The sequence below is a fragment of the Filifactor sp. genome, assembly GCF_057248345.1.
On record NZ_DBHIIC010000002.1, the window covers coordinates 66,975 to 89,365 of the forward strand.

14 protein-coding genes are annotated in these 22,391 nt (G+C 35.3%); 1 reads left to right on the forward strand and 13 read right to left on the reverse strand.

The annotated features are described in order from the left end of the window. Positions 1 to 70: 70 nt before the first annotated feature. On the reverse strand, positions 71 to 3,271 hold the full coding sequence (locus tag ACO5GE_RS00775; protein ID WP_484829012.1) for a WG repeat-containing protein: 3,201 nt from the start codon (positions 3,269 to 3,271) through the stop codon (positions 71 to 73). A 420-nt stretch (positions 3,272 to 3,691) separates the two neighbouring features. Beyond that, a complete protein-coding gene (gene rplS / locus ACO5GE_RS00780; protein ID WP_484829013.1) occupies positions 3,692 to 4,039 on the reverse strand; it encodes a 50S ribosomal protein L19 in 348 nt (115 codons plus the stop codon). A gap of 514 nt (positions 4,040 to 4,553) precedes the next feature. On the opposite strand from rplS, the gene ACO5GE_RS00785 reads away from it, so the two are divergent. Beyond that, entirely contained in the window at positions 4,554 to 5,726 is a 1,173-nt protein-coding gene (locus tag ACO5GE_RS00785) for a glycosyltransferase (protein ID WP_484829014.1), read from the forward strand. Positions 5,727 to 5,794: 68 nt separating this feature from the next. On the opposite strand, the gene ACO5GE_RS00790 is transcribed toward ACO5GE_RS00785, so the two are convergent. The 11 genes from ACO5GE_RS00790 to ACO5GE_RS00840 form a co-directional block, all read right to left on the reverse strand. Continuing rightward, positions 5,795 to 8,035, reverse strand: coding sequence for an O-antigen ligase family protein (locus ACO5GE_RS00790; RefSeq protein WP_484829015.1), 2,241 nt, complete (start codon positions 8,033 to 8,035; stop codon positions 5,795 to 5,797). A gap of 590 nt (positions 8,036 to 8,625) precedes the next feature. Continuing rightward, on the reverse strand, positions 8,626 to 9,726 hold the full coding sequence (locus ACO5GE_RS00795; protein ID WP_484829016.1) for a TolC family protein: 1,101 nt from the start codon (positions 9,724 to 9,726) through the stop codon (positions 8,626 to 8,628). A 295-nt stretch (positions 9,727 to 10,021) separates the two neighbouring features. Then, positions 10,022 to 12,025: a stalk domain-containing protein gene (locus tag ACO5GE_RS00800; RefSeq protein WP_484829017.1), complete on the reverse strand. Its 2,004-nt coding sequence runs from the start codon at positions 12,023 to 12,025 to the stop codon at positions 10,022 to 10,024. Positions 12,026 to 12,055: 30 nt separating this feature from the next. Next, on the reverse strand, positions 12,056 to 12,865 hold the full coding sequence (locus tag ACO5GE_RS00805) for a stalk domain-containing protein (protein ID WP_484829018.1): 810 nt from the start codon (positions 12,863 to 12,865) through the stop codon (positions 12,056 to 12,058). 230 nt (positions 12,866 to 13,095) lie between these two features. After that, positions 13,096 to 14,241: a signal recognition particle-docking protein FtsY gene (gene ftsY, locus ACO5GE_RS00810; RefSeq protein WP_484829019.1), complete on the reverse strand. Its 1,146-nt coding sequence runs from the start codon at positions 14,239 to 14,241 to the stop codon at positions 13,096 to 13,098. 62 nt (positions 14,242 to 14,303) lie between these two features. Continuing rightward, positions 14,304 to 17,846, reverse strand: a complete 3,543-nt coding sequence (smc, locus tag ACO5GE_RS00815; protein ID WP_484829020.1) for a chromosome segregation protein SMC — start codon at positions 17,844 to 17,846, stop codon at positions 14,304 to 14,306. 227 nt (positions 17,847 to 18,073) lie between these two features. Further along, positions 18,074 to 19,195, reverse strand: a complete 1,122-nt coding sequence (locus ACO5GE_RS00820) for an elongator complex protein 3 (RefSeq protein ID WP_484829021.1) — start codon at positions 19,193 to 19,195, stop codon at positions 18,074 to 18,076. 11 nt (positions 19,196 to 19,206) lie between these two features. Next, a complete protein-coding gene (rnc, locus tag ACO5GE_RS00825) occupies positions 19,207 to 19,896 on the reverse strand; it encodes a ribonuclease III (protein ID WP_484829022.1) in 690 nt (229 codons plus the stop codon). Between the two features lie 214 nt (positions 19,897 to 20,110). Then, on the reverse strand, positions 20,111 to 20,512 hold the full coding sequence (locus tag ACO5GE_RS00830) for a CD1247 N-terminal domain-containing protein (RefSeq protein ID WP_484829023.1): 402 nt from the start codon (positions 20,510 to 20,512) through the stop codon (positions 20,111 to 20,113). A gap of 73 nt (positions 20,513 to 20,585) precedes the next feature. Next, entirely contained in the window at positions 20,586 to 21,143 is a 558-nt protein-coding gene (efp, locus tag ACO5GE_RS00835; protein ID WP_484829024.1) for an elongation factor P, read from the reverse strand. A 15-nt stretch (positions 21,144 to 21,158) separates the two neighbouring features. Beyond that, positions 21,159 to 22,220, reverse strand: coding sequence for a M24 family metallopeptidase (locus tag ACO5GE_RS00840; RefSeq protein ID WP_484829025.1), 1,062 nt, complete (start codon positions 22,218 to 22,220; stop codon positions 21,159 to 21,161). Between the last annotated feature and the right edge of the window lie 171 nt (positions 22,221 to 22,391).

The following is a 22,391-nucleotide window of genomic DNA, read 5'->3' on the forward strand; positions in this document are numbered from 1 at the left end:
GTACGAAGATTCGTTTATGATTACCATATCACAAACTCTACACCTAAAAAATTTCTTATCCTTCTGAAGATTATTTCTCGATATAATAGAGCATTTCACAATACCCATCTCTACAAGCAGTAATATAATTATCTTGATAACAACAAATATCTTCATATTCCACAGGTAGAACCAACGTTCCGTCTTTTGACATTAAGCCTTCCTTACAATTACTCCTTCCATGATAGTTTTTCTTACCGATTCGAACAGTAATCAAAGGGTTTTTAACTCTACAGATTGTATCATAAATCGGGTCTACAATCACATTCCCGTCAAAGTCTTTCATCCCTTGTTTGTCCCCATCTTCAAAAACAAACAATTTTCTTTCACAATCAATCTCATGAAAGACAATCTTATTCTCACAAGGCAGGATGACAGTTCCATCCCCATCAATCAATCCATTGCGTTCCCCATTCTCATCTCTAATCGTAACCTTGTACAGCTCGCTACACATATCTCTAATTTCAACTTCATGCAACTCTCCATACCTTCTAATAGATGTGTAGATGGAATGAAATTTTTCATTACCCTCACGGTCGATGATTCTCTCAACTTCGTACCCGAGTTCCTCATCAAACTCTCGAACATGAATCCATCCGTCTTCATCAAAACTTGCATATTGGAATTTCGGCTTAAATATCACCTTATTTTGTTTCATATCGTAGATTCCATAAAGGTCATTACCGGTTTCTTCATCTTCTTTACAGAACACAAACATATCACCATAGAATTCAGTATTGTTAATATATTCAAAAGTGTGATCTGTAATCCAGTTTCCTCGATTATCTATAATACCCCAGTTGCCCTCTTCCCAGTTATTGACATAGTATGCTACAAAAACATCATCTCTGGATGTACCGTCTATATCCCAAAATCGTTTTATCTCATAAAAGATGAACGGAATCGCAACATTTCCTTCCTTATCTATACCACCCCATAATTCCTCGTCCGTCCAATACTTACCTGAATTATGCTCATTATCCCACTTTTTATCAATTGTCCATTTACCTTTACATACGATGGCAATATCTCCTCGAAAGTCGTCTGCGTAAATATACTGAGGCGCTATCACTTCAACACCATCTTCATTTACAAAACCCCAAATCCCCGCAATGTCAGAATCATCAGAATGATAGGCAAGATCCATAAAGTCAGGTTCCAAGGTAGAGACTTTGCACATTCCTTCACGGAATTGGCCGACATATTGATACTTTAAGTTAGCGTTTTCGGGAATGGCAGGAATTTCTTTTCCACTTCCATCCACAAAAAAGCATTTTTTTTCACGCCACACTTCAAATTTACCGTCCTCAATCTTCTCTGCATCATCATATATCATAGAAGTGATGAAGTTCATATCTTTATCGACGAAACCATATCCGTAACCTCTTTTGCCAACCAATGAAAATCCTTCATGAAAGCTCTCCAAATAATTAAAATTGATAGAGCAGATGCGTTTCCCTTCACAGGTTGCAAGAGTCGATATTCCTCCATGAGTAAACGAATCTCCTGTCAGTAGTGCTCTGACTAATCCGGTTTCTCCATCCTTATAGATATCGTTCACATTCCATTTCCAAAGTCGAATTATTTTCTTTTCATCATCCTCAAGAATAACATCATTGCATATTTCCGGCTCAGAGTATAGCTCTCCTTCTTCATAGCATTTTAGAACAGATATACGAAATTCATTGCTGAATGCAATAGCCGTTCCACGATGAGAATCTGAACTTTCTACCATCCTTGCAGAATTCCAAATCTCATCTGTAAAATCATATCCCTTGTAAGAAACAGTATCATCCAACTCCACTTCTCTATCTATTGGAAGAATATATTTTCTACATTCCCCGTTATCAAAAGAAATTTTGAAAGCAAATCGTTCTGTATGAACCGGACTCAAAACAGACACATTGATGGCTGTAGGAATATTACTGTATCGGTTTTCGTTTTCACGCTCTTCTGATTTTATGAACTCTTTGTAGTTAGATTCATCAAAGTCTTCTACAGACATTCCAACAATCTTATTTGTTCTATAATCCAAGGTAAAATTAAAATATCCGAAACCGTCAACATACAAAACTGCGATGTAAATAGTATCATTAAAACAAACATAACCGATTTTCATATCACCATACTCTTGATGAATCTGAAGCATATTCTGATAGAAGTCATCCGTCATAAAACGAATTGGAAAATTCACATCGATAGATATCGGATAATCATCACTGATGACACAATCATATCCATCCATGCACTCTCGATTAAATGCATACATCAGTTTATCCATGGCATGATACATTTCTTCATGACGATAATGTTCAAGAATCCATTTTCCTTCTACTTTTTTTACACGCCAAACTTCGGGAGGTTCTCCCCCATTTCCGTAGCAATCAGACATAAGGTATTTCGTCTCTTGATTAGAGTTCCAACGCTTCACATTTAAATATATGACAAGCACCGTACTTTGTTCAGATAGAGGATAATCCGTCAGTTTCTTACAATACTCCCCGTCCAAGGATAGCTTTTTTTCTTTTCCGTATGCAAACATATATATTGTATACGCATGACCATTTCTATTACATCTGTAACCGATGCAATCATCAAACACTTGAGACTCCATAAATCTATATCCATTATCGGATAGCCCTCTTTTCACAAACTGATCGGACTGTCTCCAAATATACACTTCAGAATCATCAAGTTTTTGGTACTCAGTTTTCTCATTACAATCCATCTTAACTTCATACGAACCATTATCACATCTTTTCATAGCTTTAACAGTGTATGGAATATCTTTTTTTGAATCTTTGCCATAAAAGACAAGATTAAACCACTCCTCATTTCTCGACAGCTCAATCTCAGCAATCTTCCCGTCAGAGGTATTTGTTATGAATACAACAGCAACCGGTTCTACTGCATCATTTCGATAGAGCAAAAGACCATTCTGATACACTTCAAAAATAGACTCTCCACGAAGATTGTCTATCGTCACTCCATGTTGAAGGATGTTTGTCAACTCAACGATTTCATATCGATAGGGAGTTTTTTTACGGATGGAATTGATGGCACCACCATATTCCATTCGGATATGATGTAAGATTTGTTCAGAAGAGGTAATCTTCTTGTTGAGTTTATCTGAACGATAACTACACTCATCTGCAAGTAATTCAGCAAGTTCATCCAGCTCGCCATAAACAAAAGCTCTTCCTAACACGTCAAGTTTATTATTCGTATTCATAATCATCCTCCTTACAATTCACAAAACCTCATCGTCCCATCTCTCAACATTGTTCCGACTATGTTTTCCTATAATGACAGTATACACGATTCACTGTACCAAAAAACGGACTTACTATAATTTATTTTATAATTTTATGTAACTTTCTTATTTGAAATAAATACAACTCTGTTACTGCCATCAAACCCTAGGTTCTATTTTACAGTATGATACCAAAACACCATCCTATCCTTACCATATCACAACGCATCATACATCGTTCCTCTTACTTCACAGGAATTGAGATCCATTCTTTTCAATCATCTTCAGATGAAATCAAACTACTTACCAAAAATTCTATCATACAGTCTTTGTATTTAACAGACGAATGTGGTCAAAAAAAAACAGAACGGTATTTCCGTTCTGTTTTTTTGCTATCTCTTATCGCATATTTTTTTCTTTTACTTTCGCAGCCTTACCAACTCTCTTACGGATATAGTTGATTTTTGCACGACGAACTTTACCACGACGAGTTACTTCGATTTTTTCGATAACCGGAGAATGTACAGGGAAAGTTTTTTCAACTCCAACTCCGAAAGATAGTTTTCTTACAGTAAATGTTTCTCTTACTCCACTGTTTTGTCTTTTGATTACTAATCCTTCAAAAATTTGGATTCTTTCTCTTTTTCCTTCTCTTACTCTCAAGTGAACTTTTACAGTATCCCCAGGACCAAAATTAGGCAAGTCTTGTTTTAATTGTTCTTGTTCAATTTGTTTTAAAATTTCCATGATCTTTCTTCCTCCTATAATTTGAGCTATTGCATTCTTAGCCATATTTCTGCCAGCGGAATACACAATCTATTAAAATACAACATATTATATCACAATTACCTCGTAGAAACAAGCATTTTCTTGTCTGTATTTTTATTTGTATCGTTCTTATTTAATGGGTGTATGGTATCATTCTGTTTAGCCTATCTTAAATTCATTATAACTCTATGATTTCTTGCTTTAGAAAGAAACATCTTCTTCGATGTAGTGTTGATTAAAGCAGATGATATAGGGGTATTCAAATACGAGCCGGTCAATTCGACTTTTTACAAGTAAATAGATTAAATTTCAAAGAGCAGACCGATTATATCATTTTAATATCACTTCAACAGAGAAACAATATATCTTACTGTTTCCAAGGTACGAAGTGATAAAAAGCATTATAGAAAACACTATCAAGATATGATATAATTCTAGTTGATTATATCTCAAATATAAATTCATGTCATTCTGATAAGAAAAGAGGATTCTTATGAAAAAAGTTTTGTTCGTTGGTTCATCCATAACAAATATACACAAACAACTAAGTGCTCATTTGGAGTTTTTCAAAAAAAATAATTATACCGTTCATCTTTTAGGACAAGATACGGAAATTGATGTTCCTTTTGCTGATCAGGTGATTGATTTTGATTTTTTTGCCGATGGCGGTTTTTTGAAGGAACAAAAAATGATAAAACAAATTAACAGACTCTATCGAGAAGAAAATTATACTGTTGTCATTTCCTACGAAGATATCCCGGGATATTTAGCAAGAATGGCAGGTCGTTCTTCTTTCAAAAAATTCGATCGACCAAAAATGTTCCATCTTTCTTCAGAGTATCCTTTCTATGAAAGTTCTGAAGGCTCTCTCGAAAAAAAATCCTTTGAAAGACAGAAAAAAGCCGGAAAAACAACTGACTTATTGATTGTATCCAATGCTACAGATTTTAACATTGCAGAAAAATACGGATTCTCTCAAGACACAATTGTCAAGTTGTACGGAATGGGGATTTCTCCTATCAAAAACAAGGTGTCCGCAATAGACAAAGATAAGATAAGAGAACGTTACCAACTTTCAAAAGATCATATTGTAGCTTTTTATGACAATATCTTCGAACAGGATAAGAATCATAGATTCTTAATTCAAAACATCGCACCGATTATTCAACATTTTCCAAATTTCAAAGTAATTTTTAACGGCACAGGCTCTACATTACAATCTATGAAACGACTGGTTGAAAAAGAAGGCATATACAAAAATACTCTCTTTTTAGAAAAAGAAGATGCAACAGAGCTTTATGCTATCACAGATGTTTATCTTTCACCTTCTCTCATCGAAGGTGTCCCAAAAGGAGTTATTCATGCATTGGAATGTTCTATTCCGGTCATTGCAGCTGCCACAAAAGGTCATGTAGATTTGATTGAAAATGATTTCAACGGCCTATTGTACTCACCTGACGATTTTGGAGATTTTATTGCTAAGTTATATGTTCTTCTCAATAATACTGCCTTAAAACAGAAATTGATTTCTCATAGTGATGATGAATCTTTACAGAGTTACTTTGAAGCAAATGCTCAAAAACATATCTTCAACTATTATCGAAAAGCAATTGCCGGAATTGATTCTGAAGAAGAGGATGATTCAAAACACTTTAATGAAGCATAAACAAAAGCACTCATTTTGCATATTACATCAAAATGAGTGCTTTTTTATGATTTATTTTATATCAATGTTTATTCTGATACATTTTGTTCTCGTATTCTTCTAACCCAGTAGTTTGCTCCCAAACCGAACCCAAACAAACACCAAAATAACGGCGCTACCGATATGGATGTGCTCACAAAGAAGGTATCGGCACTATATCCTACCAGACCGATAAAGATTGCCAATCCGAAAGTTTCTGTAATATTATATTCTTTTCTAAAAATATAAAGAGTAACGCTTTCTACAAAATAGAACAAAAATACTATGATACAAAGCAATAACGCCAGCAGTCCTTGTTCCACTCCCGTTTGTAGATACCAACTATTCGCTTTATCAATCGTAACATTCGGCGTCCCATATACATACCATTTTGCCAAAACATCTCCCTGCGGAAACTCTTTGGAAAAACTTCCGGCTCCTGAACCTATCCAAATTCTGTCCTTTAACAACGGTATCGTTCTTGACCACACATAACCTCTATTGTTTGCAAATTTTTCTTTTCCTTCAAAACCAAAGAAAGGTGCCTCCATGACATCCAAGTTTTTATATTCTGTATCCAAGAATGCTTTTTGTGGTAATCCCGCCAAATTTATAATAAAAATCGGTTTGTTCCGGTAATACAACCTCATAATTTTTCTTTTTTCAACTTTGCCTTGATCCATAGTTCCAATATATTCTGTTGTAAAAGAATAGTCTGTAAAGCGAGAATCCTTCGTTACATAGCGCTCTGTATCCTCTTTTTGAAATTCAATATATTGCCCTGTTTCATCAAAACAGTTAACTGCAGGTGTTGTGTTATCTACTTCCAACACTTCCTGTTGCATGATGAAAAACACTCTCTTACCATCTACAGAAACCTTTCTGATAGGAATATCGTCATGAAAATCCACATTATTTTGATTTTTAAACAGATTGTAAAAATCGTCTCTCAATTCAGCCCCTTTCAAAAAAACATCTCCATTTGTTGCAATAGCAGCTCCGGCACAGAAGACCGTAAATGCGGCGATGACTCCAAGTGTCTGCTTATAATGTTTTATCACTTTACGAACAGATGTCACAAGAAATACTAAAATTGCTACAACTAATCCGGCAAGTCCTGATTTTGACGCACTGAAAAACAACAGGATACAGGAACAAATTGTCATCACAATCGATACAAAACGTATTGTTCTTTCTTTTCTGAAAATGGCCATCACAGTAAAGAACGGTAGCAACAATGCGCACAATGTTCCTAACTCTGTATGCTGTAGCGTCAGTGCAAATAAGTCCATGGACTGAACCTTTTCTGATGAAAGGTCATTCAAAGCAGGATTTTCTCTCCATGCTTGTAGTAACTCAAAATGAGAGAAATCATATTCTATAGCACTTGTGACTAAGAACACTGTCAAAATTCCTACCAAAATGGACAATGACCAAAAAACTACCCTATAATCCTTTTCCTTACGATAGAGTGAAACAGCAGAGAAACAAAGTATCACATACCCTATCAACACAAAGATTCCTTCTCGTTGTTCTTCAGCTCCCCATAAGGCGGTGCTTGTATATCTTGATACCACTGTTGAAATAAGCATTAAGATGATATACCCTATCAAACACAGAAACTCTACTCTTAGGATAATATCTCTTTTTCTTTCCATCTTTCTTTGGTAGAAGAATCCTAATAATGCAAAAATCGGAAGACTGATCAACAACCAAAGAGATTTTTGATACAAGAGATAATCTGACGGTGTATCTCCCGACCATTTTTGAAAAATTTTCAAAGTACTGTCAGGAGATATTACGTAAGAAACCCAAGGCAAACATACTATCAAAAGAATCAACGGAAGAAAAGATAACCAGTTTGTTCCGGTTTTCAAAAAAATGTAGGTCTTGCGTTGTCTTTCATGTAATAATCTCTCTTTTTTCTTCTTAGTTCTCTCTAAAAAACTGAGTTCATCGTCATCCTCTTTGTCGTCATCATGAAACAATTCCTCTTCTTCACTCATGGCTTTCTCAGATTGTAACTTAGTTGTGTTCTCTTTATTATCATCGACAATAGATTTTTCTACAGAACTGCTTGATGAAGTTTCTCCTTCTTTTTGCAAATAAAGTTCCACTTTATCAGAATCCGTCTTTTTTGCAGAACTGTCGCCGTCTCGTTCGATGTCCATAAAACTTCCCCATTCATCCAACTCCACCATGTCTTCTTTATTTAGTGACGGTTGATTCTTCGTTAACTCCACATTCGTTCCATTCTCTATCGAATTGTTTTCTTCCGGATGATGTTTCATATTTCTTGATATCCTCCTTTATTGTTCTCTCTTTTCAACTCTATCCATTTTATTCTCTATCTGATTGTCATTCATAATCATTATTAGTTAAATATATTATAATAATTATTATATCATAATAAAATACTTCTTGAAACAACAATTCATTCCTTATGTAAATGTGATTGTTATGAATTCAAATGTGAAAGAACTATCTATTCTCAATCTTAGACTCATAAAACAGTCAAATTAAATTGCATATCATAAATCAGCATATGACAATAGCAAATCATAATTGTCAACTCTATATTATAATATTATACTTTATTGTTCTCATTCATTCAATTCCTCTATATGAAATATACTATACTGAAACTTGTCTTTTTTCTATAGGAAGACATGATTGAATCAGAATATCGATATTTTTTATATAGAATATACACCATAATTATAAGTAATGTCTATATGTTATGGAACATATTGTGGAAAAGGTAGAAAATAAAAAAGAGAAGCACTGATCATTTCCTGAAGCTAAATCCAAAGAACACACTGTCCCTACATTCAGCTGTACTTTTCAGCACTTCTCTTTCTTCTTTTATAAACTGTCATTTCTATAAATTTGATCCGCTTACATACAAATTTTGAAAATGAATTTTTGCCAATTCATACTCTTTGACGGACTCTGTATATTGACGTTCCAATTCGCTAAGTTGCATTTTCTTTTCTTCAATACTGAATTTTGAGATTTTTCCATATTTCAAACGAACCATATCATTTTGAAGTTCCTGTTTCATGACTTCTTTTCTATATAACAGAAGCTCTATTCTTTCCTCTGTCAATTTCAGATTGGCATACTCACGTTTGACGCCCTCACGAATATCTTCCTTCAACTTAAGATTTTCAGTATTTGCAATATACACATCTTCTTGTTGAATTTTTCGATTTCCCAAAACAAGGTTTTGATCAATCAACAACTGTTGGAGAGAAATTCCATTTTCCTTTGCAACAACATCCATATTGGTATGAGAAGCTCTCACTGCGTGAGAATTCAACTCTGCATCCGTTAAGGTAATCGGCTGATATTGATATGGAATGGAAACCAATGTGTATTCATCCAAATTGTTTAATCTCAAATACTTATTCAACTCTAATTTTTGTTTTTGTAATTCCAATCTCTTTTGTTCCTTTGTTCGTTTCATCCCTTCCAAAGAAGTTTTGATTAAATCATAGTCATATCGACTTATCTTGCCGACAGAATATCTCACTTTTGCAATTTGAAGTTCTTTTTGTTTTAATTGTATCTGTTGATCGTAATCTTGTAAGTCTAACACAGAGAATTCTATACTATGAAACAAGTTTCGAATGGTATCTTCCAACATGCGTTTGGTATACCTCGCACTAAACTCATTCAACTTCTTTTCTTTATCTTCTTTTTCTAACGAATACAACAATTGATTCCAATCGTCTTCCTTTTCGGGATAATCAATTCCCGGAATACTTAACCGTTCAGATTTTTTGTCCAATTCTTTATTTGTTGTTTCTATTTTTTGAAGCTTTCTATCTATTTGTTTTATGTCCAAACTATTCTTAATTGCCAACTCTACCGCTTTCTCATAACTCAATGTCTTCGGCACTTGTTTCGTTTGTGCAAATCCTATCGAAGTGAGTGCCATCGTAAATACCAGTGTTACTAACACACATTTTCTTTTCAAGATAATTCCTCCCAAACTTATGATTCTAGCTCCAACACTATCATGGTTTCTTGTTCTAATCTCACATCTATATACATATCATTGTACCAATACTATAATACTCCGTTCGATCAAAAAAATCGTGGAATATTTGTAATAAATAGGCATTCTCAGATTATTTTTAGATTGCTGTAACAATACATTTTTGTAACCAATGATTTGTTCAGATTCTCTTTACAGAAGGTAGTCTATCGAAATGATTCTATAAAAAGTGAGAGGATGTTCTCCTCTCACTCAAAATAGCTTGCTAATGAAACTAGTATCTTACTACTACTTGTTTTGTTGCAGGCAACCAATCATATCCTTGACCACGTTCCAAACCGAATGCATCTCCTAAGGAGCTCAATGGTAAGAACAATCTGCCGTTTACATTTTCACTTGCTGTATTCATTTTGACATCTACTCCATTTTTGTTCAATACCGTTTTACCAGGAGCAACTTTTACAACTACATCACCTTTTGTGAAAGTTGCTATTTTATTTGTATTGTCCCAAGCAACATTTACTCCGATTGTTTCGGCAACAACTCTCATTGGTAACATCGTGTAACCTGCTCTTGTGTATACAGCAGTTTCTAATTCTTTTTCTGTTCCTTCTACTGTATATTTCTTAGAACCTAATGTGAAGATTGTTTCTTTCTTCGCCTGTTCTGTACCGATAGTAAACAGTTCAAATGATGTCAACTCTTCCAATCCATAACGTTTTCCGTCATTCAATACAACTTCTTCTTTTTCGTTACCGGCTTTCACTACTTTATATAATCCGGCTTTATAGTTTCCATTTGCAATTGTTCTTTGTGTAGAAACTTTCAATCCGGAGATTGTAACTACTCCCTTATTAGAACCTGAAGATGCACGATCTACTGTAAATTGAATTGCATCATCTGTTTTTGTTAAACCGAAATTTTTTACAACAATATTTTTTGCATCTACCTTTGCACCATCAGCGAAAATTACAGGATTTAATTTACTGTCTTTCACTTTAAGAACATATACTTCACCTGCTTCTAATGCTCTTACATCAGATTCTTCTAATACGATATCCCCTACTTCTTCATTCAATCGTCCACCTTGAATTGTTTTTGCTGCTTTTTTTACAGTAACGGGTTCTACTACTTCCATCAAATCAACTTTTGCTGATGCATTTCTAAGTTCTGCATCTAAAGTCACTACTTTACTGCCTTTGTTTGGTGTTACAAGAAGATTTAATTGCATTACATTACCTTCATCATTCGTACGGAATGCAAATTTTTCTACTTCTTTTGTAATTTTTGCTTTATCTCCTGTTTCTTTTGCTCCAACAGCTTCCACAGTAGCAACTCCACCATTCAACTTGAAGTCTACATAAGATGTTTTTGGAAGTTTTCCACCTTTGGATGTCAACTCAACAGTTACCGGAATTTGTTTTTTGTTAGCAAATTCTTTCTTTGTTCCTTTTTTTACAGTCATACTTACTTGGTATTCTTCCACAACTGCCAATACTGCAGATGCTTTTCTGTCTTTAGAACTGAATTCTACAGTTACATCACCTTTTGCAGCATCTTCCGGTACAAGTACATTTGGTTTCACAAACACTTGTGTTGCTCCTGCATCAGCTTTCAATACCAAAACATTTTTCTTCACAGACACAATAGTCGCATTCTTCAAAGAAGCATCTTTTTTCATTTCTGTTTCATCCCAAACCATTCCGTCAGGAAGTGTAGCTGTCACTTCTTCACCGGATTTTACTGCTACTACAGTTTGTGCAAATTTCAAAGAATCTCTTTGATATCCTACAGATGGAGCTTTTTCAAGCACTTTCACAAAAGTGGTATCTTCTTCTGTCATTGTTGCAAATACTTTTGTATCTACTCCAAGACCGATTGCATTGGCATCTACTGTCAATTTCTTTGAACCAACTCCTTGTGTATCTACCATTCCTGTAACTCTAATTTTATCTCCTCTTTTGATAGCATCCACATCGTCGTTTGTCACATTCCACAAAATACTTTTTTCAAAAACGGATACATTATTTGTAATTTCTTTTTCTCCTAAAAATACTTTACTGTCCTTTGCAACAAAAGAGCCATCTTCTATTGAAATGGTCACAATCCCTTGTTTCACAATGTCTGCAGAATCTGCACTCAAAACTGCTCGGAACGGAACAACAGTTCCTTGTTTTGCTGTTTCATTACTTACAGTTAGAGTAGAAGCAAATACAGATGTTGGTAGTAGAGCTAAACTCAATGCTGTTGCTACAAATACATTCGTTCTTTTTTTCATGATATTCTCCCTTTCTTTTCGTAACATACTTTATTTTAATTTAAAACGAGTAACAATTGTTTGTTTCTTTTCCCCTGATCCATCCAAATATACAAAACGAACCAGATACTCTTCATTTTCTTTAGAGCGATCAATTCCTTTGAATATAACTGCTCCATCCACATAGTCTTTCTTATTGCTCAATAAATTGTAGAGTAACAAGCCACCGTTGTATGAAGTTCCATTATATTCTTTTCCATTCACAGAAATTGTTGTTTCTGCAGGAGAAAGTTGGAATGAGTCACCGCTATCATTAACATTTTCAACACGAAGATTCAAATACAAGTCTGTGTCGCCATTATCAAAACCATATCCCTTGATTGAAATCTTAACATTATCGTCCAATTGAGAAACAGGTATTGCATCCAAATGCTGATTTGTTGTTTTTTTCAAAAATTCTTTTTCTACTGAAGTTTTATTGTCCTTAATAGTTTGTTTCAACTGTGCATTTTCTTGTTCTAATTTCTTTACCTTTTCTTCCAATGAACGAATTTTATCATTGGTTGTGATATATGAAGTTTGTGCTATCGGTTTCTGTGGAGAAGTGATATTGATAACTTTTCCTTTTGGCACATACTGTACCTTCAATCCCAGTGCTTCCGATACAAAACGAACCGGTACGTATACACTATTTTTGTATTCCAAAGTTTGATACTCTGCTCCCATTGTTTTCGTTTGTCCGTTCACTACATATACATATTTCCCGGCAAACACCCCATTTAACGCACTTGTTGCAGCAAACGCGGTTCCTGTTAAAGAAACTGCAAGTATCGTTGCAACGGCCACTATCCTTTTCTTCATGCAAAACCCTCCCTTTTCCTAAGAAACAACTTTCGGTCTTGTCAATCAAGACACCTTGATTATACTACAAAACAAAACGAATATGTATATTCTTACGGTTTTGTAATAAAATCGTAAGAATATATCAAAATATAAGGTACTTAAAGAAACATCATTTCTTACTGTTTCCTATCATCAACATTTTATCCGTCGATGTCTTTTCAAATCATTTTATTTTTTAGAAATCTATACTATTCTCCAATCATTGCTTCTGCAAAAGAGGATGCATCAAACATTTGTAAATCATCAATCTTTTCTCCAACTCCAATAAATTTTACCGGTATTTTCAATTCTTGACTGATTGCCAACACAACTCCACCTTTTGCCGTTCCGTCTAATTTTGTCAAAATAATCCCACTTAAAGGTGCTACTTCTTGGAATACTTTTGCCTGATTCATCGCGTTTTGTCCTGTTGTAGCATCAATGACTAAAAGTACTTCTTTATTTGCCTCAGGATATTCACGCTCTATAATCTTAAAGATTTTTCCCAATTCCTGCATCAAATTTTTACGATTATGCAATCGTCCTGCCGTATCACAAATCAATACATCAATGTTTCTTTTTTTCGCTGCATGAATTCCATCAAAGATAACTGCAGATGGATCTGCTCCCTCTTGATGTTTCACAATATCTACGCCTGCTCTTTCTGCCCATATCGTAAGTTGATCTGCCGCCGCCGCTCGGAAAGTGTCGGCAGCTGCAAGCAACACGCTCTTTCCTTGTCCTTTGATTTGATGTGCTAACTTCCCAATCGAAGTTGTCTTTCCAACTCCGTTCACTCCTACTACCACTAAGATACTTGGAGATTCGTCGATTCTTAATCCTTCTTGATTTTCTTGTAACATCGTTTCAATCACAAGTTGTAATTCCGGTTTCACTTTTGCAGGATCATCAATCAATTTTGCTTTTAAATTTTGACGTAATCTCTCCACAATCTCTATCGTTGTTTCATATCCCACATCAGATGTAATCAAAATTTCTTCCAATTCTTCCAACATATCATCATCAATTTTAGTGTAATTTCCAAGCATTTGATCTATCTTTCCCGTAATGTTTTGCGTTGTCTTTGAAAGACCTTCTTTTAAGCGTGCAAAAAAACCTTTCTTGCCAGGTTCTTCTGTTCCTTCTTCGATACCATCTTCCAATTCTTCCACTTCTTCTGCTTGGTATTCTGCAGTATCTTCCAATTCTTCCACTTCTTCTGCTTGCTCTTCTGCACTATCTTCCAATTCTTCCGATACTTTTTCTTGCTCTTCTAAGATATCGTCTGTTGTTTTCTCTTCTGTATTATTGTTTTCTTCATCATTTTTTCCAAACGAAAACCATTTCTTAAACATATTGTATTTTCCTTTCTTTTACGATTTTCTATCTTATGTTTCGTCCGATTCCATCCGACTTTCTATTCTTCAATAAAATCTCCCGCTTCTTGTAATTCCATACTCAACAATTTAGAAATTCCTTTTTCTTCCATGGTCACTCCATAGATATATTTGGATGACTTCATCGTTCCACGTCGATGTGTAATTGTTACAAACTGCGTGTCTTCTAACAGATGACTCAAAAATTCATTAAACCGATGGACATTGATATCATCCAAAGGTGCATCAATCTCATCCAAGAAACAGAACGGTGCAGGTTTTCTCATCAGAATTGCAAACACAATTCCAATTGCCGTCAATGCTTTTTCTCCACCTGACATCGCTGCAATACTCTTAATTTTTTTTCCGGGTGGTTGTGCTTTAATTTCAATTTCGGAATGGAGTAGATCTTCTTCGTTTACCAACACTAATTCTGCTGTTCCGCTTTCTCCAAACAAAGCACGGAATGTATGTTGAAAACAACGATTGATTTCTGCAAATTCCTGTTTGAACTCCTTTGACATCGTGTACTGTAACTCTGAAATAACTTTCTCCGTTGTTTCCATCGCCTCTGCCAAATCACGCTTTTGTTCTCGATAGAATTCATATCGTTCTTTTACTTCGGCATACTCTTCAATAGCATTCAGATTTACATTTCCTAAAGAATCTATTTTTCTTCTCAACTCTTGGATATAGGTCTTTTTCGTGTTTGCATTCTCATCGTAAAATGCTTGAATTTGACTGATTTCAAGATGATAGTCCTCTTCCAATTTTTCATTGTAATGCTCAATAATCATTTTATTTTTATTGAGTTGTTTCTCCAATTCAAATGTGGCTCTCATCTCTTTCAGTTGTTCACTTTCCAACTGTTTTATTCTTTCTTCCAACTGTTGTTCGACTGCAAGCTTTGTTTGTTCCTTATTTTCCAATTCAGCCACCTGCTGTTGCAAAACGATACTCTCTTCCTGTATCTTCTTCTTCTCCAAAGAAAATTTCTCTTGTTCTGCTATAAGTTTGGCAACTCTCTCTTGATTCTCTTGTTCTTGTCGTTTTCTTTCAGTAATCTGTCTGGAAACAGACTCCAAATTATCTGTCTGAATTTGAATCGTATGTTGTAATCCTTCTATTTGACGAAGTAATGAAATAGCATCTAAACGGAGGGTTTCCAATTCTTTCCCATGTAATTGTTTCTGTTGTTCAAAACCGGTTTTTTCCTGTTCTTTGGCTAAAATTAAATTTTCATGAACCTTCTGTTCTTCTTCCAGTTTGGCAATCTCTTGCTCAAATGATACTATTTGAATGTTACGTTGTTCTTGCTTTTCTCTCAACTGCTGCAACAGACTAATTTTTTCTTGAATTCTGCGTGCTAACTCTATTTCTTTTTGTTCCCGTTGGTGTTTCTGAAATTGTATTTCTTCCTTTTGTTTCTTCTTCTCCTCCAACTGATTCCACAATAATTGTTGATGTTGCCAAGCATCTTTTTCTTCTTCCAACAACTGTTCTCGTTTCTTTTCTAACTCTGATAATTGTTGTTGTTTTTGCAAAAAGAGTGCCTCTTGTTCTTTTTGCAACCTCTTGTTTGCAAGCAAGTTTACCTTTTTAGAACGATAACCGCCTGTTACGGAACCTCCTGCATTAAAGATATCTCCCTCCAAGGTCACAATTTTGTACTGATAGTCATATTTTTTAGAAGTTTCAATCGCTTGGTCAATGGTATCACACAAAATCGTTCGCCCTAGCAACGAATCAATTACCGTTTGATATTTAGGGTTTACACGTACTACTTGATTTGCAAAAGTTTCGTGTTTTGCACCACTATGCGGATATTTCGACTTCATATTCTGTATCGGAAGCATCGTCACTCTACCCAACTGCTTTGTTTTCAAAAACTGAATTGCTTTTTTTGCAACAAAACTGTCCTCTACAACAATATGATAGATTGCACTTCCCAAAGCCGACTCAATCGCTGTTTCATATTTTTTATCGATATCAATTAAATTTGCTACAACATCATAGATACCGTCCAACTTGGAATCCTTCATCAGATGCTTAATTGCGTGTGGCATTCCTTCATACTCTCTTTGCATCGTTTCAAGCATTTTTCGTTTGGAATCTAAGGTATTGACTTCCACTTGAAATGCATTGTACTCTCCGGTTAAAGAATCTATCTGTTTTTTGTAGGATTCCATTTTTTCTCTTAATTCACGAAAATTCTGTTCTAAACACATCTGTTCTGCATGTACAATTTCTAATACATGACAGCTTTTTTCCAATTCTTGAACAACTTGGAATCTCTCTGCCTCCAACTCTGTTTTTCTACTCTCATGCTCCGTTTCTTCTGTCTTAGATTCCTTCTGTTGCATTTCAAGTTGTTCTTTTTTTGATAAAAGTACATTTTTTTGACTTGTTTTATCAAAAAATAACTTTTGTTCTTCTTTGATTCGTTCTTCCAATTCTCTAAAATAAGAAACAACCTCTCCTTCTTTAGAAGTCATTTTTTCAAGTTGTTGTTGCTTTTCTTTACCTTCCTCTTGTTTTTGTTGTAACAGGAGTTCTTGCTTCTTTCTATCTTCTTTCAATCGAACAATATCGTTCTCCAAGGAAATCAATTCATTTTTCAAATACGTTTCCTGTATATGGATTGACTTTACAATTTCATCATTTTTTAGAATATTGTAATCCAAGCTCTTTTGTTGCTCTTCTTTCTCTATCAACTGTTGTTGCATCCGTTTCTGCAACTTTTCCTGTTCTTTTCGAAGATTGTCCTGTTCTTCTTTCTGCACTTGCAACTCACTCAATTGCAACTCTTTGGACAATCGTTCCTGCTCTCTTTGATGTAATTCCTCTTCATCCGATTGAATCTGTTCCACAATTCCTTCTGTTTCTTTCAAAATCAAATTCAATTCAGAAGTTTTCAGCTCTTTTTTGAGCAAAAAATATTGCTCCGCTTTTTCTTTTTCTTTCTCCAACGGCAACACTCGACGCTCTATTTCTGCATATACATCGTCGATTCTATCCAAATTCTCCTTGACACGAGAGAGTTTTCGTTCATTTTCTTCTTTTTTATATCGATATTTTGTAATACCACAAGCTTCTTCAAATATTTTTCGTCTTTCTTGAGAGTTTGCATTTACAATTTCATCTACCTTACCCTGTCCTACAATGGAGTACCCTTCCCGTCCGATACCGGAGTTCATAAACAACTCCCGAATATCTTTCAATCGACAAGATTTGTTATTGATATAAAAACTGCTCTCTCCTGTTCGATACGCTTTTCGGCGAATACTCACTTCATCATAATCCAAATCAAGTGTATGGCTACTGTTATCAAACACAATCTCCACTTCACACATATTTAACGGTTTTTTAAACTGTGTCCCCGAAAAAATAACATCTTCCATTTTTTCACCACGTAGCGTTTTGGCACTCTGTTCTCCAAGCACCCAACGAAAAGCATCCAGCACATTGCTCTTACCGCTTCCGTTCGGACCCACAATACTCACCAAACCGTCTACGGGAAACACTATTTTTGTTTTGTTTTGAAAGGATTTAAAGCCCTTTAGTTCAATCGACTTTAATTTCAATACCTATGACACCTCATCTTTTTTCAAAGAAATTCATTTCTATCGTTCATCTCTTCTAATACTTCTATCTATTTCAATTATTCTCTTCATTCTAACTACTATCCGTACTCTTATTTTCCCTTACATCAATGTGCTGATTCAAGTATCACGAAAGGAGCATTGTTCCAATTTACGATTATGGTAATTGAATTCAGTTTCGTAAACTATCCCATTCTACTGCATATCATTCATTCTTTTTCTTCTAAATACTTTTGCAACACTACCTCAAAGATTTCTTTCTCACAATACTCTCTTCCATACAATCTAACAGTTTCTCTTATTTCTCCCATTACCTGTAATGAAACGGAATATTTTTTTTGGAAGTATTGTTTGACACTTGCATGATTACCAATCCAACAAGAAATTTGTCTTTTTGGTACAGTAACTTTTACAACGGTATCGTCATCTAACAATCGTCCGTAAAACATCAACTCTCTTTGTTCCTCTTCTTTTCTCCACCAATATTTTTCTTCCAAAAAATCCTGATAAATAGCAGAGTAGACCATTTCTCCGAACGATGGATGAAATGGTCCTGCCAAAACGGAACTACCTTCCTGTATTTCTGTTGTCGCCTGCAATCCCATTCGAATCACCGGAATATCATGACAAGCAAAAAGAACCTTGCACTTTTTCGCCTGTTCCACTGCTTGTTCTACCGAAAGAGCTTGATATGTTCCCTCTTTCAGCCAAGTGGCAAGCTCCGTATCCTCTACCACCAAAGTTGGATAAATTCGTACCATATCCGGCTTGATTTTGACAAATTCATTTGCTGTAAACCAAACTGTTTCTTCACTGTCAAACGGAAGTCCGATCATCATCTGCAATCCCAGCTGAAATCCATAGTTTCGAATCAGTTTTGCGCTACGATAAACACAAGCGGTATCATGTCCTCGATTGCTCTCTTGCAATACTCTTTCATCCAAAGATTGGACTCCCAATTCTATCACTTCAACTCCATATCGTTGCAACTCTTCCAATATCATCTCATCAATCGCATCCGGTCTTGTGGAGATACGAATGGACTTCGCTTCTCCGGTCAAAATATATTTATGAGCCAGTTGCAACAACTCTACTCTCCTCACATCTGAAATTGCCGTAAAACTACCCCCAAAAAATGCAATTTCATAAAAAGCATCTTCACGTTTTTCTGACAAGAATTCTTCTATGGTAGCTTTTGCACGAGGTACTGTCATCTCCTCTACCATTCCCGTAATCTTTCTCTGATTACAAAACACGCAGTCATTCGGACATCCTTTGTGAGGTACAAAGATTGGAATGGTAATCTTTTTCTGCCTATCATTTCCCATCATATTTCTTCCCCTTAAGACAACATGAGTTGTAATGCTTTTTTTGCCGCTTGTTTCTCTGCCTCTTTTTTGCTATATCCTTCTCCTACTGCAACCTGTTTTTTGTCTACTAACAACTCTACCACAAATATTTTGCGATGATCCGGTCCTTTTTCTCCAATCACACGATATTCTATAGTACGATCCGGTTTTTGTTGCACAATTTCTTGAAGTCTTGTCTTATAGTCCTTATCCATATCTCCCTTAGTTGCTTTTTTCATCACATCTTCCATGAATAAGAAAATAAATTTTGAGGCAGCTTTCATCCCACCATCCAAATAAATAGCAGCAATCAAAGCTTCCACCATATCTGCCAAGATGGAATGTCTTGTTCTTCCACCTGTCATTTCTTCTCCTTTACCCATATAGATGTAAGAGCCTGCATCTAATCTCTTAGCAACCAGTTGCAAAGAATCTTCACATACAATTGATGCACGAATCTTTGATAACTCTCCTTCGGGAAGGTCCTTTCTCTTTTCGAACAGATAGGTACTTACCACAACTCCCAAAATACTGTCTCCCAAAAACTCCAATCTCTCGTTCGGTCTCAAATTTTTGCTACGATTTTCATTGATATAGGAAGTGTGGGTCAACGCTTCTCGAAGTAACTTTTCGTCGTGAAAAGTATATCCGATTTTATTTTGAAACTCTTTTAGTTCCTTCAAGGTATCATCACTCCTTCTTTTCTTTGATAATCACACAAATTCATCTTTTATATGATTATCAAAAAGGGCTGTTATCAGCCATCCTATTTACTTTTATCCACATATTGTTACCATCATTCAACAAACAGACTCTCTTTTATTTTGAAAAAAGGGAAACTCAAACAAGTTCCCCTTTTCCAAAAATACCATTCTTTCAAATTTCCGAAAAAATTGACTAAATTTCGTCTTCAGACTCTTCTACACTTTCAATCAACACTTCATCACATTCAGGGCAATGAACTGTCAATGTTTCATCTTCCAAATCTTCTCCACTTACTTCTACTTCTGTTCCACAACTTGGACAAGTCATTTCCAAGTAATCATCGTCATCGTAGAATTCATCTTCTTCATCAATATCATAAAAATCCACTTCCAAATCAGAAAGATCTTCATCAATTGATTCTACATATTCTTCAAGTTCCTCTTGGTTTTCACTTAGTTCTACCAAAGCATCAGAAAGATCAGCTACTAAATCGATTAGTTCCAAAATAATTTTTCCTTCTTTGGTGTCCCCTGAAATATCCAACCCATCACATAAACCTCTTAAATAAGCAGCTCTTTCGTTCAAATATTCCATGCTCATCTCTCCTTTTATTGATTATATTGTAAAAATGGATTCTCCATTTCATACCTAATTATAAGATACTCAACTATACGCGAGATAAATACTCTCCTGTACGAGTATCAATTTTAATTTTGTCACCTTCGTTGATAAACATTGGTACTTGAATGTTTGCACCTGTTTCAACAACGGCATTTTTTGTTACATTAGTAGCAGTGTTTCCTTTTACTCCAGGTTCTGTCTCTGTAACAGTCAATTCTACAAAGTTTGGAGCTTCTACTTGGAATGCAGTTCCTTTGTAGAAACGAATCACTACTTTGTCATTTTCTTTCAAGAAACGAATTGCATCTTCTACTTGTTCATAGTTCAAAGGAACTTGATCGTATGTTTCGCTATCCATGAAAAAGTACATTTCACCATCATTGTATAGATATTCCATTTCTTTTGTTTCGATTGGTGCAGGTGGATATTTATCATTTGGGTTGAAAGTTTCTTCCCTTAATACTCCTGTTACCAAGTTTCTGTACTTTGTACGAACGAACGCAGCACCTTTTCCGGGTTTTACGTGTTGAAAATCTACAATCAAGTATGGTTGTCCGTCCATTTCAAATGTAATCCCTTTTCTAAATTCTCCCGCTGAAATCATTTTTTCAATCCTCCATTATTTTATTTCGATAAACTCTTTTGTTGATCTGGATATCAAGTCATATCCGTCTTTTGTTACCAAAACAGTATCTTCTATTCTCACTCCTCCAAAATCAGGAAGGTAGATACCCGGTTCATCCGTCACAACCATATTTTCTTCCAAAACAAATTCAGAAGTCCCGTTCAACACCGGAAGCTCATGAATTTCAAGACCTACCCCATGACCTAACCCATGTCCGTAGAACTCGCCGTATCCATATCCTCCGATAATTTCACGAGAAAGAGCATCAATCTCTTTGCAACGTGCTCCCGGCTTGATTGCTTCCAACACTTTTAACTGTGTTTCCAATACAATGTTATAAAGTTCCTTTTGACGCTCATCTGCAGTTCCTACTACAAAAGTTCTTGTCATATCAGAGCAATATCCATTATACATACAACCAAAATCCAGTGTCAACATATCATTTTTTTCAATCACCTTATCACTTGCAACCCCATGTGGCATAGAAGAACGAATTCCGGATGCTACAATCGTAGTAAAAGACAATCCGCTTGCTCCCTGCTTTCTCATAAAGAACTCCAACTCCAAAGCAAGTTCTTTCTCAGTCATTCCCGGTTTCACAATATCCAATACATGAAGAAATCCTTTGTCTGCGATAGCGGCAGCTTGTCTTAAATTATCAATTTCTTCCTCATCCTTTACTGCACGCAATACTGTAATTGTATTTTTTAAAGGAACCAGTCTCTCTTCCGGAATTGCCGATTTCAATGCACTATATTCAGAAACACTCATATATTGATCTTCATACGCCAACGTTCCAACAACCAATTCTTTCAGATGATCCATTGTATTCTTATTTGCCGAAACCTCTTTGATGGTATAGCCTACACATTGTTGAGACACTTGTTTTGTGTATCTGAAGTCTGCAAAGAAGTACAACTCATCCTCCGTAATCAAAGCAGAGCCGGTTGAACCCGTGAAACCGCTATAATAATAGATATCCTCAGGCTTTGTAACCCAAGTTGCGGAAATGTTATTCTTTCCCATATATTCTCTTAATGTCTGAATTCGTTTCAATTTGTCCTCCTTCTATCATGATAGGCAGCGTACAAAGAAATACGCTTAACATTCTTTCTAACATGACTCGTCTTTTGAAAAATACGTTGTTTCACCATAAATATTTTCAATAAATACCTTATCAAATCAAACAACTTCATCTCAAAAATTCATATCAAATTATTTCCTACT

Coding starts and splice junctions, on each gene's coding strand:
- ACO5GE_RS00805 (WP_484829018.1), bottom strand. CDS start 12,865: ATGAAGAAAAGGATAGTGGCCGTTGCAACGATACTTGCAGTTTCTTTA.
- efp (WP_484829024.1), bottom strand. CDS start 21,143: ATGATTTCAGCGGGAGAATTTAGAAAAGGGATTACATTTGAAATGGAC.
- ACO5GE_RS00790 (WP_484829015.1), bottom strand. CDS start 8,035: ATGAAACATCATCCGGAAGAAAACAATTCGATAGAGAATGGAACGAAT.
- ftsY (WP_484829019.1), bottom strand. CDS start 14,241: ATGTTTAAGAAATGGTTTTCGTTTGGAAAAAATGATGAAGAAAACAAT.
- ACO5GE_RS00800 (WP_484829017.1), bottom strand. CDS start 12,025: ATGAAAAAAAGAACGAATGTATTTGTAGCAACAGCATTGAGTTTAGCT.
- ACO5GE_RS00785 (WP_484829014.1), top strand. CDS start 4,554: ATGAAAAAAGTTTTGTTCGTTGGTTCATCCATAACAAATATACACAAA.
- ACO5GE_RS00775 (WP_484829012.1), bottom strand. CDS start 3,271: ATGAATACGAATAATAAACTTGACGTGTTAGGAAGAGCTTTTGTTTAT.
- rplS (WP_484829013.1), bottom strand. CDS start 4,039: ATGGAAATTTTAAAACAAATTGAACAAGAACAATTAAAACAAGACTTG.
- ACO5GE_RS00820 (WP_484829021.1), bottom strand. CDS start 19,195: ATGATGGGAAATGATAGGCAGAAAAAGATTACCATTCCAATCTTTGTA.
- ACO5GE_RS00830 (WP_484829023.1), bottom strand. CDS start 20,512: ATGGAATATTTGAACGAAAGAGCTGCTTATTTAAGAGGTTTATGTGAT.